The organism is Sphingobium baderi (assembly GCF_001456115.1).
In the GTDB taxonomy this organism is placed as follows: Bacteria; Pseudomonadota; Alphaproteobacteria; order Sphingomonadales; family Sphingomonadaceae; genus Sphingobium; species Sphingobium baderi_A.
The window spans coordinates 4,074,119-4,089,083 of sequence record NZ_CP013264.1 but is presented as its reverse complement, the minus strand read 5'-3'; the positions used below and the strand labels follow the sequence as shown (position 1 = coordinate 4,089,083).

Here is a 14,965-nt window from a genome sequence, read left to right as displayed (position 1 = left end):
TCAGGCTGGAACGTAACTATCCGGTGCAACATCGCTGCAAAGCTGATAGCGGCGCTGCGGATATGACAAATATGACATTGGGTGACACCAATATGACGGGTTCGCAAAGCATGATGGCATCGACGCCAACGACCGATGATCTGCCCCGCCGCTTCTCGGATTTCGAGACGCTGGGCGAGGCGCTGGATTATGCGGCGCAGGGCGGGCGCGGCATGAATTTTCATGATGCGCGCGGCAATCTGGCGCGCCCCTATCCCTTTGCGGAGCTGCGGGAAGATGCCCTGGCCTGCGCCCGCCGCCTGATCGCCCATGGCGTCAAGCCGCAGGACCGCATCGCGCTGGTCGCGGAAACGGGCCCGGATTTCGCGCAGCTTTTCTTCGGCATCGTCTATGCGGGCGCCTGGCCGGTGCCATTGCCGTTGCCGACCAGCTTCGGCGGCAAGGAAAGCTATATCGACCAGCTTGTCGTCCAATTGACGAGCTGTGATCCGATGCTGTTCCTCTTCCCCAGGGAACTGGAGGAGATGGCGGGCGAAGGCGGACGGCTTCGCAATGTCGAAAGCATCGCCTTTGAGGATTTCATCGCCCGCGAAGCCGCGCCCTGCAATCTGCCGCAGGCGACCGGCGCGGAAATCTGCTATCTGCAATATAGCAGCGGTTCGACCCGCTTTCCCCATGGCGTCGCGGTGACGCATCATGCGCTGCTCAGCAATCTTGCCGCGCACAGCCATGGCATGCAGTTGCAGGACAGCGACCGCTGCATCAGCTGGCTGCCCTGGTATCATGACATGGGGCTGGTCGGCTGCTTCCTGTCGATCGTCGCCAACCAGGTGTCGACCGATTATATGAAGACCGAGGATTTCGCCCGCCGTCCGCTGGCGTGGCTGGACCTCATCAGCCGCAATGAAGGTACGTCGATCAGCTATTCGCCGACCTTCGGCTACGACATCTGCGCGCGCCGCATGTCGAGCCAGACCAAGGCCGCCGACCGCTTCGACCTGTCGCGCTGGCGCTTGGCGGGCAATGGCGCGGACATGATCCGCCCCGACGTGATGCAAAGCTTCGTCGACGCATTCGGCGATGCGGGCTTCAGCCCCAGGGCGTTTCTGCCCAGCTATGGTCTTGCCGAAGCGACGCTGGCCGTCACCATCATGCCGCCGGGCGAGGGCATCATCGTCGAGCTGGTCGAGGAAACCGACCTGTCGGGCGGGGATGCGACCGAAGGCCGGCCGCAGCGCTTCCGTTCCATCGTCAATTGCGGCAAGCCCGCGCGCGACATGGTGGTGGAGATCCGCGACGAGGATGGCGGCCTGCTCAAGGAGCGCCAGATCGGCAAGGTATGGACCACCGGCCCGTCGCTGATGGTCGGCTATTTCCGCGATCAGGAAGCGACTGATGCCTGCATGGTCGACGGATGGCTGGACACCGGCGACATGGGATATCTCAGCGACGGCTATCTCTATATCGTCGGCCGCGCCAAGGACATGATCATCATCAACGGCAAGAACCACTGGCCGCAGGATATCGAATGGGCGGTGGAGCAATTGCCCGGTTTCAAGCAGGGCGATATCGCCGCCTTCGCGATCACCACGCCGGGTGGGGAGGAAGCGCCCGCCGTGCTGGTCCATTGTCGCACGTCGGACAATGAGGAGCGTTCACGCCTGCGCGACCAGATTCGCGAACGGGTCCGCGCCATCACCGGGATGAACTGCGTGGTTGAACTGGTGCCGCCGCGCACCCTGCCGCGCACCAGTTCGGGCAAGCTCAGTCGTTCAAAGGCGCGCAATCTCTATCTGGCCGGGGAAATTCGTCCTTACGACATAGCGGCCTGATCCGTCCAAGGATCAGGATGGTGACAGCGCAGCCTCAGTTCGACTGAAGCTGCCGCTCCACCATGGTCCAGAGCGCGGCAAATTCCTTCGACGCGGGCGAGGAAGGAGCGAACGCGCCCAGCGGCTTACGCTGCACGGCCATCTGCTCGATCATGCTGGCCATTGGGATGGCGGACCAGCCCGGCTGTTCCTCCAGCGCCTTGCGGTGCAGGCTGCGCCGCCGGTCGACCATGGAATAAACCGGGAGGATCGGCGCATGGCTTCCTCCCCGCTGGACGAGATAACGCGCCACTTCTCCCATCGCGCGCTGCGACAGGGGGGAAGGAATGACAGGAATCACGATCAGGTCCGCGGCGCGCAGCACCTGTTCGCTTGTTTCGGTAAGGCCCGGAGGACAATCCAGGATGATCCGGTCATAATCCTTGCCCAGGCTTTCGATCAGTTTCGCCAGCCGTTTCTTCTTGTCCATTTCGCGAAAGAGATGGTCGAGCCCACGCAATGACGTGTCGGCTGCGATCAGGTCCAGTCCCGGCACGGTGGAAGGCTGGATCAGCTTGCGAAGCTGAACATCCTTGCTGAAGATCGCTTGCGCGGCGTCCCGGCTCTGGGTGTCGGTGGAAAGAAGCCAGCTTGACGCCGCCTGCGGATCGAGATCCCAAAGCAAAGTGCGACGTTTGGAAATGCAGGCCGAAGCCCATGCCAGATTGATTGCGAAGGTGGTTTTGCCCACCCCGCCTTTCAGGCTGTAGACGGCGATGGTCGCCAATACCGGTTCCTTTGCCATGAGAAGGGAAGCTAAGTCTTCCTTGCCCATCAAGGCAAGCGCTCAAATCATCCCTTTGTTACGCTGCTGTGACAAAGGGGCGTGTGATCGGATGACATACCGATTTGTCGCTGGAACGATGCTGCACAATGGGATAGCGCGACGAAAGGAGCATAAGGGAAGGAAGGGCGTCACCCTCCCTTCATCCAGGAGGAATATATTCGCCTATGAAGATCACGATGATTGGCACGGGATATGTCGGATTGGTGTCAGGTGCCTGTTTTGCTGATTTCGGACATGACGTGGTCTGCGTGGACAAGGACGCGGGCAAGATCGCGGCGATAGAGGCGGGGCGGATGCCCATCTACGAGCCGGGACTGGATCAGCTGGTCGGAAGCAATGCGGCGGCGGGCCGTTTGACCTTCACCACCGATCTGGCGGCGGGCGTCAAAGGCGCCGACGCGATCTTCATTGCCGTGGGCACGCCTTCGCGCCGCGGCGATGGCCATGCGGATCTGAGCTATGTCTATGCCGCCGCGAAGGAGATCGCCGAGGCGCTTGACGGACCGGCGGTGATCGTCACCAAATCCACCGTGCCGGTGGGCACCGGCGACGAAGTGGAACGGATCGCACGGGAGGTCCGCCCCGACCTTGATATCGCGGTGGTATCCAACCCTGAATTTCTGCGTGAAGGCGCGGCGATCGGCGATTTCAAGCGCCCCGACCGAATCGTGATCGGCACGACCGGGGACGAACGCGCCATCGAAGCGATGCGGCAGATCTATCGCCCGCTCTACCTTAATCAGGCGCCGCTGCTGTTTACCGGACGGCGGACGGCGGAACTCATCAAATATGCCGCCAATGCGTTTCTGGCGACCAAGATCACCTTCATCAACGAAATGGCCGATCTGTGCGAAGCGGTCGGCGCGGAGGTGCAGGACGTGGCGCGGGGCATCGGCCTCGACAATCGGATCGGCTCCAAATTCCTGCATGCCGGGCCGGGCTATGGCGGCTCCTGCTTCCCCAAGGATACGCTGGCGCTGGTCAAGACCGGGCAGGATTATGAAGCGCCGATCCGCATCGTCGAGACGGTGGTGCAGGTGAATGATCTTCGCAAGCGGGCCATGGGCCGCAAGATCGTGAAGGCGATGGGCGGCGAAGCGCGGGGCAAGACCGTCGCGCTGCTGGGCCTGACCTTCAAGCCCAACACCGATGACATGCGCGACGCGCCGAGCATCGCTATCGTCCAGGCGCTGGAGGATGCGGGGGCGAAGATCGTCGCTTATGATCCGGAGGGCATGGAGGCCGCGGCGGCCCTGATGCCGGGCATTACCATGGCGAGCGACCCTTATAGCGCGACGCAGGGCGCCGATGCGCTGGTGCTGGTGACGGAGTGGGATGCGTTCCGGGCGCTGGATCTGAAGCGGCTCGCTGCGTCGATGAATGCGCCGGTTCTGGTTGATCTGCGGAACATCTATCCGGCGGCGGATGTGAAGGCGGCGGGCTTTTCCCTGACCCGTATCGGCGACAGGGCCGTCAACGCCTGATGTGGCCGTGGAACGAGGGGGAGGCATGGATTCACGCCTTTCCCCGCGCGCATCATTGGTTGCTGGCGGCAGTGCTGATTTTCTTCGCCAGCCAGTGCATGCCCATCGTGGCGGGGCTCATTTAGGGTAAGCGGGATTAATCCCATGGAAGCCGCGCGCCCCAGGACGTTGGCGGCTTGGGACGGATCGACATTCAGGAGATGGTGGAGCGAGCCGAAGGCCAGCGTAAGCCAAACTGGCGGATTTCCATGACCCCGCGCGCCGCGATCTACAGCGTTGTGAGCATCGGAGGCGTGGAAAGACGCCATTTGCAGCCCTCCAGAACGGAATGTCGATCCGTTCCTGGCGCGCCTTGCCCGTGGATGCGGCAGGGCTCCTGACGGCCCCCACGATGGCGCATTGCAGGCTGCATGAACGCCAAAGAAAAAGAGCGCGGGTGAGGCCGCGCTCTTTTTCTGCATTCAGGTATCGGACTTTATCGCATCGCCGGCTACGAAAAATGGTTTCCCTTTTTTGCGCGATGCTCCCGCTGCTGGCCGATCTATTCGGCGGCGTTTGCGGCCGGGGCTTGGGCGGCGTTGGCCGCGTTCGCGCCTTCGGCTGGCGCGGCGGCGTTGTCGCCGGCTGCCGGGACCGCATCGGCGGCCGGAAGCGGCAGGTTCGAACCCTGGGTGTTCAGCCACGCGATCAGGTTGGCGCGGTCAGCCGGATTGCCAAGGCCCGCAAAGGTCATCTTGGTGCCCGGCGCGAATTCGCGGGGGCTCGTCAGCCAGTGATCCATTGCCTCGAAGGTCCAGGTGCCGCCCTTGCTCTTGAGCGCGTCGGAGAAGGCGAAGCCCGCCTTGCCGTGGCCGATTTCCTCGCCCACCGTGCCGTAGAGATTGGGGCCGATGCCGTTGGCGCCGCCCTGATTGACGGTATGGCAGGCCGCGCACTTGGCGAAGACCTTTTCACCTGCGGCGACGTCGGCCTGCGCCAGCAGCGTGTTGAGGCCGGGGCCCTTGTCGCCGCCGCCTTCGCCTTCCGCTTCGACGCCTTCAATCGCATAGCCCATTTTTTCCGGGCGCTCGCTATGGTAATATTTGGAGCTGACAATGGCGCCGCCCAGCGCGATGATCCCTGCAAACAACGCCCAGCCTGCAACGGTGTTGAAACGATCGCCCATTCGCTCGCTATCCCTTGAATTTCTGTTCTGGCGGCTACCCGCGCCCCCTCTAGCGGGCTGCCATAATGGCGCAATCACGAACGTGCAAGCATGGTTGAAGGCAAAAGCAACCGTTCCTGCCCCTCCGGCCGGTTCGCTCAGTGCTTGCGCGCGCGGAGGGGAGGGCTTAAGCGCGCAATCGCCAATGGAAAACTACCCCGCACCCGCCCGCGCGCTCGTCGCCCAGCTCAATGAAAAGGCTGCCGCCGATCCGGCGCAGGCCGTTGCCTATCAGGGCGCGCCGGGTGCCAATTCGCACCTGGCTGCGCTGGGTTATGCGCCCGATTGCGTACCGCTGCCCTGCTTCGCGTTCGAGGATGCGATCGACGCGGTACGGAACGGTCAGGCGGCGCGCGCGATCATCCCGATCGAAAACAGCCTGCATGGTCGCGTTGCCGACATGCATTTCCTGCTGCCCGAATCGGGTCTGCACATCATCGACGAATATTTCCTGCGTATCCGCCATTGCCTGATGGCTCCTGACACCACGCCGGTCAAAAGCGCGATCAGCCACCCGCAGGCACTGGGCCAGTGCCGCCATTATCTGCGGGAACGGGGCATCCAGCCGGTCGCCTATGCCGATACGGCGGGCGCGGCGGCGCTGGTCGCGGAAACGCGCACGCCGGGCGAAGGGGCGATCGCGCCCTATCTGGCTGCGGAACTGTACGGCCTGCGGCTGGTGGCGGAGAATATCGAGGACAGCGACGATAATATGACGCGCTTCCTGGTGCTCGCGCGCGATGCGACAATGCCGGTGCCGGATGTCGGACCGGTGATGACGACTTTTCTGTTCGAAGTGAAGAATATTCCTGCCGCGCTTTACAAGGCGATGGGCGGTTTCGCGACTAACGGCGTCAATATGACGAAGCTGGAAAGCTATCAGCGGGGCGCAAGTTTCGCGGCGACGGAATTCTTCTGCGACATTGAAGGCATGCCGGGCGATCCCGCCGTCGACCGGGCGCTGGCGGAACTGGAGTTCCACACCAAATGGGTGCGGGTGCTGGGCAGCTACCGGCAGGCGCGGCCCCGCACCTGACGGAACGGATCGCCGGGTATCCGGCGCGGTTGTGATTTTGGGGATGATGCCGTTTGCGAACCCGCCGTCCTGGACGGTATATGCCAGAGAAGCGCACAGTCCGCTCCCCACCATAACCGCCGTTCGACACCGGGTGCACATATGGCATAATCCCCTTTGATTTTGCGCCTTTGGGAACTGGGGCTCCCCCCGAACATTCTTTCATGGGGACCAGGAAAGGAAATCCATATTCATGATCCGTCGCTCTGTTCTTTTCACCGGGTCTGCCGTTGCGGCTCTTGCCTTTGCGCCATCGGCCTTTGCCCAGGAGGAAAATCACAGCACTCTCACCATCGGAGTCGGCGGCGCCTATATCCCCAGCTATGAAGGATCGGACGATTATCGCGTCATGCCCATCGTGCAGGCGCGGGGGAAGGTGCATGACTTCGCCTTCTGGACGCGCGGCCCGGCGCTCTATGTCGACGCGATCCCCAATCGCGACGGGGATGGCCTGGACATCGAACTGGGGCCGATGGTCAATGTGCGGTTCGACCGTGCCAGCCGCAAGGGCATGAAGGATGATGCCGTGCGCGCGCTGGGCAAGCGGGATGTGGCCGTGGAAGTGGGCGGCTTTGTCGGGATCGGCAAGACCGGCGTTTTCACCAGCGCCTATGACAATCTGTCGGCGCGCGTTGCGGTGGCCAAGGATGTGGCCGGCGCGCACAAGGGCTATGTCGTCAGCCCCGCCATCGAATATATGACGCCGTTGTCGGCCACGACTTTCGTCGGGCTGAATTTGTCGGCCGATTATGCGAGCAAGAGATATGGCCGCTATTATTTCAACGTGGACGCAGCAGGTGCGGCGGCGTCGGGTCTGCCAGTCTATGACCGTGCGGGCGACAAGGCGGGGTTCAGGAAGATCGGCGCCACCCTGGTCGGAGGAAAATCTCTGTCGGGTGATCTGCGCAAGGGATGGGCGTTATTCGCGCTGGCGGGATATTCGCGGATGCTTGGCCGCTATGCCGATTCGCCTGTGGTGTCGGTCGCGGGGTCGAAGAATCAATGGATCGGCGCGTTGGGCGTCGGCTACACTTTCTGAATCCTGGCACGGCACCCTTGTGGCGGGAGGGTGACGCTCCCCATATTGCGCTGTATGGAGGCGGTGAAAACCGCATGAGGCAGGAGACGACAGCGTGGCAACCCTGGGATTGAGCGATACTGATAAGGCGTCGGTAGAGGCATTTCGCCGGGATGTGGTGGAACCCTCGCACACCCAGCTGGTGATCGTGGATTTCTGGGCGGAATGGTGCGGGCCGTGCAAGCAGCTGGCCCCCATGATCGAAAAAGTGTGCGCCGACTACGCGTCCAAGGGCGTGAAGCTGGTCAAGATCAACGTCGATGAGGACAAGTTCATCGCGGCCCAGTTCCGCGTGCAATCGATCCCGACGGTCTATGCCATGTTCCAGGGGCAGCCGGTGGCGGACCTGAGCCAGGCGCGCACCGAAAGCCAGTTCAAGCAATATCTGGATCAGATATTGGGCCAGCTTCCGATCGAATCGGAGGAAAAGACGCAGGCGGAGGAAATCGCTCCCCTGATCGCCATGGGCGAGGATCTGTTGGCGAGCGGCGAGAATGAGCGCGCCCTGTCCGTGTTCGAGCAGATCGCGCAGATGGCGCCGGATCAGGCAGAAGTGGCTTCGGGCCATGCCCGCGCCCTGACGGCGCTGGAGCGCGTGGACGAGGCTGAGGCGCTGCTGGACGCGTTGCCGCCCGAAATGGCGAAGGACAGCCATGTCGAACGGGCGCGGGCGGCGATTGCTCTGGCCCGTAATGCGCGGCCCGTGGCGGATCTGTCTGGCGTGGAAGCGCGGGTCGCGGCTGATCCGGACGATCATGAAGCCCGCTTCGAGCTGGCGACGGGCCTGATGGGCAATGGCGACCGCGAAGGCGCGGCGGATGCGCTGTTGGAGATCGTGCGGCGCGACCGGGAATGGAATGATGGCGCGGCGCGAACGCAATTGCTGACGCTGTTTGAAGCGGTGGGGCTGGAAGATCCGTGGGTCGCGGCGCAGCGCAGGCGTCTGTCGCAGATACTCTTTTCCTGAGCGCGGGCCGGTGCCGCTCGCCCGCGTCTCGATCTTTCCGCTTTCCGGCGCATTGCTGCTGCCGGGGATGGAATTGCCGCTGCATATTTTCGAGCCGCGTTACCGCGCGCTGATCCATGACGCCATGGCGCGCGACCGGCGCATTGGCATGATTCAGCCACGCGGCAAAGGGCTGAAGCCCACGCTGTTCGACATGGGGTGCCTGGGCCATATCCGCCATATCGAAGCGTTGGAGGATGGACGGTTCAATATCGTCCTGAAAGGGCTGGCGCGATTTCGGGTGGTGCGGGAACTGGAGGTGTCGACCGCCTTCCGCCAGATCGAGGCAGAGGTGGAGCAGGCTCCCGATCCGGACGAAGTGCTCTCCGCCGTGGAACGCGCCGGGCTGGAGCAGGAAGCGCAGCTTTTCGCGAAGATGCTGGGCTATGTCGTTGACTGGAGCGCGGTGTCGCGGCTGGACGATCAGGCGCTGGTCAACGGCATTGCCCAGATCGCGCCGTTCGATCCTGCCGCCAAGCAGACGCTGCTGGAGGCCGATACGCTCAACGAGCGGGCAGAGCTGGTCATCCAGCTGATGCAGATTGTGGGCCGGGCCGAACGGGACGGCGGAGCGACCATGCAATGATGCCGCCGCCGATCGATCCCTGGCTGCTTGCAAAGCTGGTATGCCCCGTGACGCGCGGGCCGCTGCGCTGGGATGCGGCGCAGCGCGAACTGGTATCGCAGGCGGCGGGGCTGGCCTATCCGGTGCGGGACGGCGTTCCGGTGCTGGTGGCGCGGGAAGCGCGAATCCTTTAGAAACGCCGATCCGTTCTGAAGCTATGATCCTCTTAAGCTCTTTCTGAACAGCGTCCTGACCAGCCTGTCTTCGAGGATTCGTCCGGCGACATAAAGAGCGGCAAAGATCGCCGCGAAGACATAGGCGGACGTTGGCGAAGGTTTCTTACGGTCCTCCTCGGACTTTCCAGCGCCATCTTTCTCGGGTTTTTCGGGGGCAGGCGCGCCCAGGGCCTTGTCGATCGGGTTTTGCGGCAACGCCGCAGCCTTCTTTTCGGAACTTTTCCTGCCCGCCGCTTCGATCGCCGGTTTTTCGAGCTTGCCAATGACTAACGTAGCCTGCGCGAAGCCCAGAAACAGCAGCGGCGCCAGGAAGCAGAACAGCAATGCCCGACTGGTCAGATGATAGTGCAGCACAGGTCCGGCAACGCCTTTTTCGATCCGCAGGACGCCCCCGTCGAAGATCGACATTTTGTCCTGCGCCGCCTGGTCCTTCTTGCGGAAGGTCAGCGTGTCGTGCATCCGGTCGTGGCTGGTGCCGGGCTGGCGGAAAAGAGGGGCAAGCCTGCCGAAGGCTTCCTCGCTCGATTGTTGCGGGGCGAGCGCCAGGCTCCCCCTGATGTGCCAGATCCAGTTGATGAAGCGCGCGTTCACATGATCTCCGTTTGAGAGAGCTTTGGACGGATGATTGGGGGGAGGCGATGCCGGCGGAGCGGTTCCGTCACTCGGCCGGCACCGGCTGGTCGAACTGTCCCTTGTCGAACCGTGCCTTGATCGCTTTCCAGCCCTCGGTGAAGGGATAGGTCATCTGTTCGCGGATCGACATGCGGCGCCCGCCTTCCATGCCCAGCAATTCCGCCTCGCCGTCGATGCATGTGCCGAACATGCGGTCGATGAAGATATAGGTGCCGGAATAGTTGCTGCGGGTGGCTTCGAAATCCTGTGAATGATGCAGGCTGTGATGCTCGGTGGTGTTGAACACAAAACGCCACCAGCGCGGGGTGTTGAAACGGACGTTGATGTGCTGGTACGTCCCGACCGCCAGTCCGATTGCGCCGGCGAGGAGGAGGGCGCGCGGCAGGAAGTCGAAGAACCCACCGATGCCGAGCCCGATCAGAAACAGTTCCACCGGGTTGCCGACCGCGCCCTTGTTGATGTTCAGCTGGGTGATGTAGTGATGCACGGAATGGGGCAGCCACAGCGGATACCAGTTATGCATGGCGCGATGCATCCAATATTGCCCGAAATCGAAGATGAATGAGATCAGGAAAGCCTGCAGCAGCAGCGGCAAGCCTGTGAACCATGCCAGCTTGTTCCAGTCGAAACTGTGCTGGACAGCTTCGATCACGGCATCGCTGCCGATATATTTTTCGATCATGTTGAGCAGCGTATAGCCGAGCCCGACATAGAACAGGTCCGTAACCAGTTCCTTCCAGGTCAGGCGCCAGCTCTCGTAGCGCGGATTGACCCATTCGAGCGCCAGCAGCAGCAGTTTGAAGCCGATGCCGATGCCGATGGCGGTCGATGCCTTGGCAATGGAATGGGGCGCATAATACCAGAAGGCGATGAGCGCGAACAGCACCGTGGGCTGGAACCAGGTGAATATGAACTGTTTCAACGGGCCGCCTTCCACGCGGGGTATGTTTTCCCACCCCACGATGACCGGCGCCTGGGTGCCTATCAGCCTTTTACCTACGCGAATTCCGTCCATATGCCTGCACCCGCAATGCTTGCCCCATATTCTGCGGTTCTGTCCGGCACGCCGGGGGGCAGGATGATCTCCGCATTCGGCTCAGCATCGTGAAGCCGCACCCATCACGCCAGATGTCATTATCCTATCGATCTCATAGATATGGTCTATGCCTTGATGCTCTTCTGCTTTCGAAAAACAGTCGGGGAATGGCGAGCCCTGGCCTCATGGGAAACGGGGGCCCGGTCCATTCGACATGGCGACAATCCACCATACCGGACGCTCAGTTGAAGTAATAATTAGCAGCCACTATAGTAATAAAACAATAATTCATACTATTCTATTGAAATTTTCACTCGCTTCAACTATGTGGGCTGCAGTCGCCAAAGAGCGGCGCCCCTTTGACGCACAGGAGATGACGATGAAGATTGGCCTCTTGGTTCTTGCCAGTTGCGCTCTGGCGACCTCGGCTTCGGCCGCCGCCACTGAAAATCCCTTCGCTCAGGATCAGGCGATCCTGAATCTCAAGGATCTTGATCTTGCGACCGCCGACGGTCAGGCGCGCCTCGCCATCCGCATGGATCAGGCCGCGCGCGCCGTGTGCGGCGAGCATGTGGCGACCGTGCACCTCTCCATGGAAAGCAAGGCGCGGGAATGCCGTGCCGCGGTCGTGGCCGATGTCCGCTCGCAGATTGAGGCTCACATCGCCAATGCGGCCAACGGCTCTCCGGTCCGACTCGCGACGCTTCGCTGAACCTCTGAACGGTCGATCCGGATTCCCAGGTCCGGTTCGCCCAAAGGGCGTTTGCGAGTTTGCCGGCTTCGCCACCCGCTTGGGCGTGCGCGTTGTGGCTGATGTCCACGGGCCGGTTCTCGCGCAGCGCGGCGCCCCGCTGCCTTCCCTCTGCCCGATATGCGTGCGAAGCCTTGCCTGTCCGAAAATATGGCTCCTCCGACGCCCCATCGACCTTGGCTCGCCTTCGGTGCATTGAACGGAATTATCGACGCTTCACACCGTCCATTCGGCCCGGAACCCTAATATATGCCGCCGCCATGCTTTCGCAGCCGCGAAGCAGAATCGCGATTCGCAAAATGGGAAGGCGCGATTCGGCTTGCCCGAAGCGATATGGGGGCGTGTGCGTATTACGCGGAAGCGGGGATGTGGTGCCTTTTCCGTCTGGAAATAGTCATTTTGTGCACTGCAATGCATCGCTCCTTTTCTGCTGAGCAAGTGCAAAATTATTACTCTTGACGCATTAAGTAATATCCATATCGTATTGGACATTGCCTGCCGGCGCGGCGGAACGGAAAGGGCGCGATCGCCGGCTCGAAAGTGAGGGTTCGTGAAGCGAAAGCTGGCCAGCAATGTTGTTATTCCGGGCGATGCGCCGTCGCCCACCGGCCCTGCCTGTCGCGCAGTCGTTTCCGGTCCATCGCAGGATTTTGGAACTATTCGAAGGATGATCGGCGCGGCTTCGCTTCGCTGCGGCAAGTCCGCCGTGAACAGCGGCGATGACCATGAAAATATCGGGACGATCAGCCGCGATCCGGCTGCAAGGCGCCAGCCTGGCTAGAGCGCCGATGGGAGGGATGTCACTGACGACGGGCTCAACCATAGGGGGTCGAAGTGACTATGACATTGTTTCGCAACACATTGCTTGGCGCGACCATTCTTATGGGCGTTGGCAACACGCCGGTTCTGGCGCAGGATGCTGCGGTTGAGAACGACAATCCGAGCGATATCGTGGTGACCGCCACGCGCCGGGAGGTCTCGATTCAAGATGTTCCCATCAACATCACGGCTGTCGGCGCGGAGCAACTGGCCAGACAGCGGATCGACGATGTGCGTGATCTTGCCGACTTCACGCCCGGCATGACCATTTCGGACACCGGCCCCGGCTCGACCGGCACCATCGTGCTGCGCGGCCTCAACGCTTCGGATTCAGACAGTAGCGGCGCTTCCTATGACGACGCGCTCGGCGTCTACCTGGGCGAGGTGCCGCTCTATTACGACTTCAAGCTGCTCGACATTGCGCGGGTCGAAACGCTGCTCGGGCCACAGGGCACGCTTTACGGCCTTGGCACGCTGGCTGGCGCCATCCGCAATATTCCCAACCGCCCGAATACGGAGGCGATCGAGGGGGAGGTGCATGGCCGCTTCTATGGCAAGGACCATAGCGGCAAGCTTGGTTATCAGGTGGACGGCGTCATCAATATCCCGATCGTGCGGGATCATATCGCCTTCCGTTCGGCTACCGGCTATTACTATGATCCCGGTTTTATCGACTATCCGTTACTGCTTCAGACGCCCGGCGTGTCGTTGCCGCAACCGGATGGTCCCGATAGCATTTCGGACGCGGGCTATGCCGCCAATCTGACCAGGAAGAAGGATCTCAACTTCGAGAAGACCTTCACCACGCGCAACCAGTTGCTTTTTCAGTTCAGCGAAGACCTGAAAGTCAACTTTACCTATGCGTATCAGCAGACCAAAACCGATGGCGGCCAATATAACAGCAACGGCGTGCTCGGGACCGGCAGATATGAAAGCGCCGGTCGTTATATCGAGCCGGTGAAGCGCCGCGCGCACCTGGGCAGCATGGAAATCAATGCGAACATTGCTGACATCGCCGATCTCGTGGCGACGACTGCCTACACCGACGTCAAGAATGATAACCAGTCCGACAATACCGACCTGCTGCTCGATCTGGACTATAATTATGAGGGCTTCCCGGCCTTTTCGAGCTGGAACGAATCCCATGATCGCCGCAAGCAGTTCAACCAGGAAATCCGCTTCGTCTCGACCCATGGCGGCCCATTCAGCTGGGTGCTGGGCGGCTTCTACAACCATCAGAAGCGGCTCCGCGAATATACCGAGCACGTGCCCAACCATCCGTGGGTCGAATTCGGAACTCAGCCCAATCCCGACGAGGTTGAATATAATTCCTTCAACAGGTCGAAAGTGACGGAAAAGGCGATCTTTGGCGAAGGCACGTTCAAGGTGACGCCCGAATGGCAGGTGACTGCCGGCGCGCGCTATTTCGGATATACGTCGGATGTCAGCGGCCGCGCGGTGCTCCCGTTGCTCGGTGATCCCGTCAGCCCCTATGATCTCGACCCCGCCGGCGGCAAATCGAAGAAGAGCGGCTGGGTGTGGAAGTTCAACACATCCTATAACTTCACACCCGACGTCATGGTCTATGCGACCTACAGCAAAGGCTATCGCATCGGCGGCCCGAACACCGTCGCGCCTTGCCCGCCGATCTTGAAGCCCCCGCCCTTTCAGAATGTGTGCGCTCTGCCAAACGAAATACAATATGGCCCGGACACCACCAAGAACGCGGAGATCGGCATCCGCACCCAGCTTTTCGACCGCAAGCTGACATTCAACTTCAACGTTTTTCAGATCAAGTGGAACGGTATTCAGGTCGATTCGGCGACGATTAACGGCATCGTCGGCATCACGGTGAACGGTGGCAAGGCCAAGTCGGAAGGCTTTGAAACGTCGTTCCAATTGCGGCCCATTGACGGCTTGTCGATCCAGGGAACCTATTCCTACGTCAACGCCAGGCTGACCGAGGACGTGCCCGGCATCATCGCCGTCAACGACCCGGCGGGGACTTATCCCAGCGACCCCATCCAGCTCGCGGCTCTTTCCGGCGACCGCCTGCCCGGTTCGGCGAAGAACAGCGGAAGCCTGGGCGCGACTTACACCCTGCCGTTGAGAGATGGAAACATCGTCGCCAACTGGACGGCCACCTATCGCGGGGGTGTCGTGACGCGGCTTGGCTGGGAACGCGCCTATGGCGACAAGCTTTCCGGCTATGTGCTGCACCGCGCATCGCTAGCCTATGAAACCGAGCGGTATAGCCTCGGCCTGTTTGCGAACAACATCTTTGACAAATATGCCGTGGCGTCGGTCGCTAACGACCGCTCGCGCGTCGGCCTCAATGATGGGGTGGTGCTGCGTTACTACAAACGCACAGTCGTCAATCCGCGTACCTTCGGCATAGAGGCCCGGTTCAAATATTGATC

General features: G+C 61.5%; 13 protein-coding genes. 9 read left to right on the top strand and 4 right to left on the bottom strand.

Going from position 1 to position 14,965, the window contains the following annotated elements; translation table 11 throughout:
* Positions 1 to 71 precede the first annotated feature (71 nt).
* Positions 72 to 1,832, top strand: coding sequence for a fatty acyl-AMP ligase (locus ATN00_RS19970; RefSeq protein ID WP_062068169.1), 1,761 nt, complete (start codon positions 72 to 74; stop codon positions 1,830 to 1,832).
* Positions 1,833 to 1,866: 34 nt separating this feature from the next.
* Here ATN00_RS19970 and ATN00_RS19965 read toward each other — a convergent pair whose 3' ends face one another.
* A complete protein-coding gene (locus ATN00_RS19965; RefSeq protein ID WP_062068167.1) occupies positions 1,867 to 2,616 on the bottom strand; it encodes a ParA family protein in 750 nt (249 codons plus the stop codon).
* A 206-nt stretch (positions 2,617 to 2,822) separates the two neighbouring features.
* On the opposite strand from ATN00_RS19965, the gene ATN00_RS19960 reads away from it, so the two are divergent.
* The gene (locus tag ATN00_RS19960; protein ID WP_062068165.1) at positions 2,823 to 4,142 is read left to right on the top strand and encodes a UDP-glucose dehydrogenase family protein; all 1,320 of its coding nucleotides are present in this window, start codon (positions 2,823 to 2,825) and stop codon (positions 4,140 to 4,142) included.
* A 541-nt stretch (positions 4,143 to 4,683) separates the two neighbouring features.
* Here the strand turns inward: ATN00_RS19960 and ATN00_RS19955 are convergent.
* A complete protein-coding gene (locus tag ATN00_RS19955) occupies positions 4,684 to 5,307 on the bottom strand; it encodes a c-type cytochrome (protein WP_062068163.1) in 624 nt (207 codons plus the stop codon).
* A 184-nt stretch (positions 5,308 to 5,491) separates the two neighbouring features.
* Between ATN00_RS19955 and ATN00_RS19950 the strand changes: the two genes are divergently transcribed.
* From ATN00_RS19950 to ATN00_RS23045, 5 genes are all read left to right on the top strand, one after another.
* Positions 5,492 to 6,382: a prephenate dehydratase gene (locus ATN00_RS19950; RefSeq protein ID WP_062068161.1), complete on the top strand. Its 891-nt coding sequence runs from the start codon at positions 5,492 to 5,494 to the stop codon at positions 6,380 to 6,382.
* Positions 6,383 to 6,614: 232 nt separating this feature from the next.
* Entirely contained in the window at positions 6,615 to 7,460 is an 846-nt protein-coding gene (locus tag ATN00_RS19945) for a MipA/OmpV family protein (RefSeq protein ID WP_062068159.1), read from the top strand.
* A 94-nt stretch (positions 7,461 to 7,554) separates the two neighbouring features.
* Complete coding sequence (locus tag ATN00_RS19940) at positions 7,555 to 8,466, top strand: tetratricopeptide repeat protein (RefSeq protein ID WP_062068157.1); 912 nt, start codon at positions 7,555 to 7,557, stop codon at positions 8,464 to 8,466.
* 10 nt (positions 8,467 to 8,476) lie between these two features.
* Entirely contained in the window at positions 8,477 to 9,091 is a 615-nt protein-coding gene (locus ATN00_RS19935; protein WP_062068155.1) for an LON peptidase substrate-binding domain-containing protein, read from the top strand.
* The gene (locus ATN00_RS23045; RefSeq protein ID WP_373886118.1) at positions 9,088 to 9,264 is read left to right on the top strand and encodes a Trm112 family protein; all 177 of its coding nucleotides are present in this window, start codon (positions 9,088 to 9,090) and stop codon (positions 9,262 to 9,264) included. Before ATN00_RS19935 ends, ATN00_RS23045 begins: the two co-directional genes overlap by 4 nt.
* A 21-nt stretch (positions 9,265 to 9,285) precedes the next feature.
* On the opposite strand, the gene ATN00_RS19930 is transcribed toward ATN00_RS23045, so the two are convergent.
* The gene (locus ATN00_RS19930) at positions 9,286 to 9,897 is read right to left on the bottom strand and encodes a hypothetical protein (protein ID WP_062068153.1); all 612 of its coding nucleotides are present in this window, start codon (positions 9,895 to 9,897) and stop codon (positions 9,286 to 9,288) included.
* Between the two features lie 67 nt (positions 9,898 to 9,964).
* Entirely contained in the window at positions 9,965 to 10,954 is a 990-nt protein-coding gene (locus tag ATN00_RS19925; RefSeq protein WP_062068148.1) for a sterol desaturase family protein, read from the bottom strand.
* 400 nt (positions 10,955 to 11,354) lie between these two features.
* Here ATN00_RS19925 and ATN00_RS19920 point away from each other — a divergent pair, with 400 nt between their 5' ends.
* On the top strand, positions 11,355 to 11,687 hold the full coding sequence (locus tag ATN00_RS19920; protein ID WP_197413633.1) for a UrcA family protein: 333 nt from the start codon (positions 11,355 to 11,357) through the stop codon (positions 11,685 to 11,687).
* 879 nt (positions 11,688 to 12,566) lie between these two features.
* The gene (locus tag ATN00_RS19915; RefSeq protein ID WP_062068144.1) at positions 12,567 to 14,963 is read left to right on the top strand and encodes a TonB-dependent receptor; all 2,397 of its coding nucleotides are present in this window, start codon (positions 12,567 to 12,569) and stop codon (positions 14,961 to 14,963) included.
* Positions 14,964 to 14,965 lie beyond the last annotated feature (2 nt).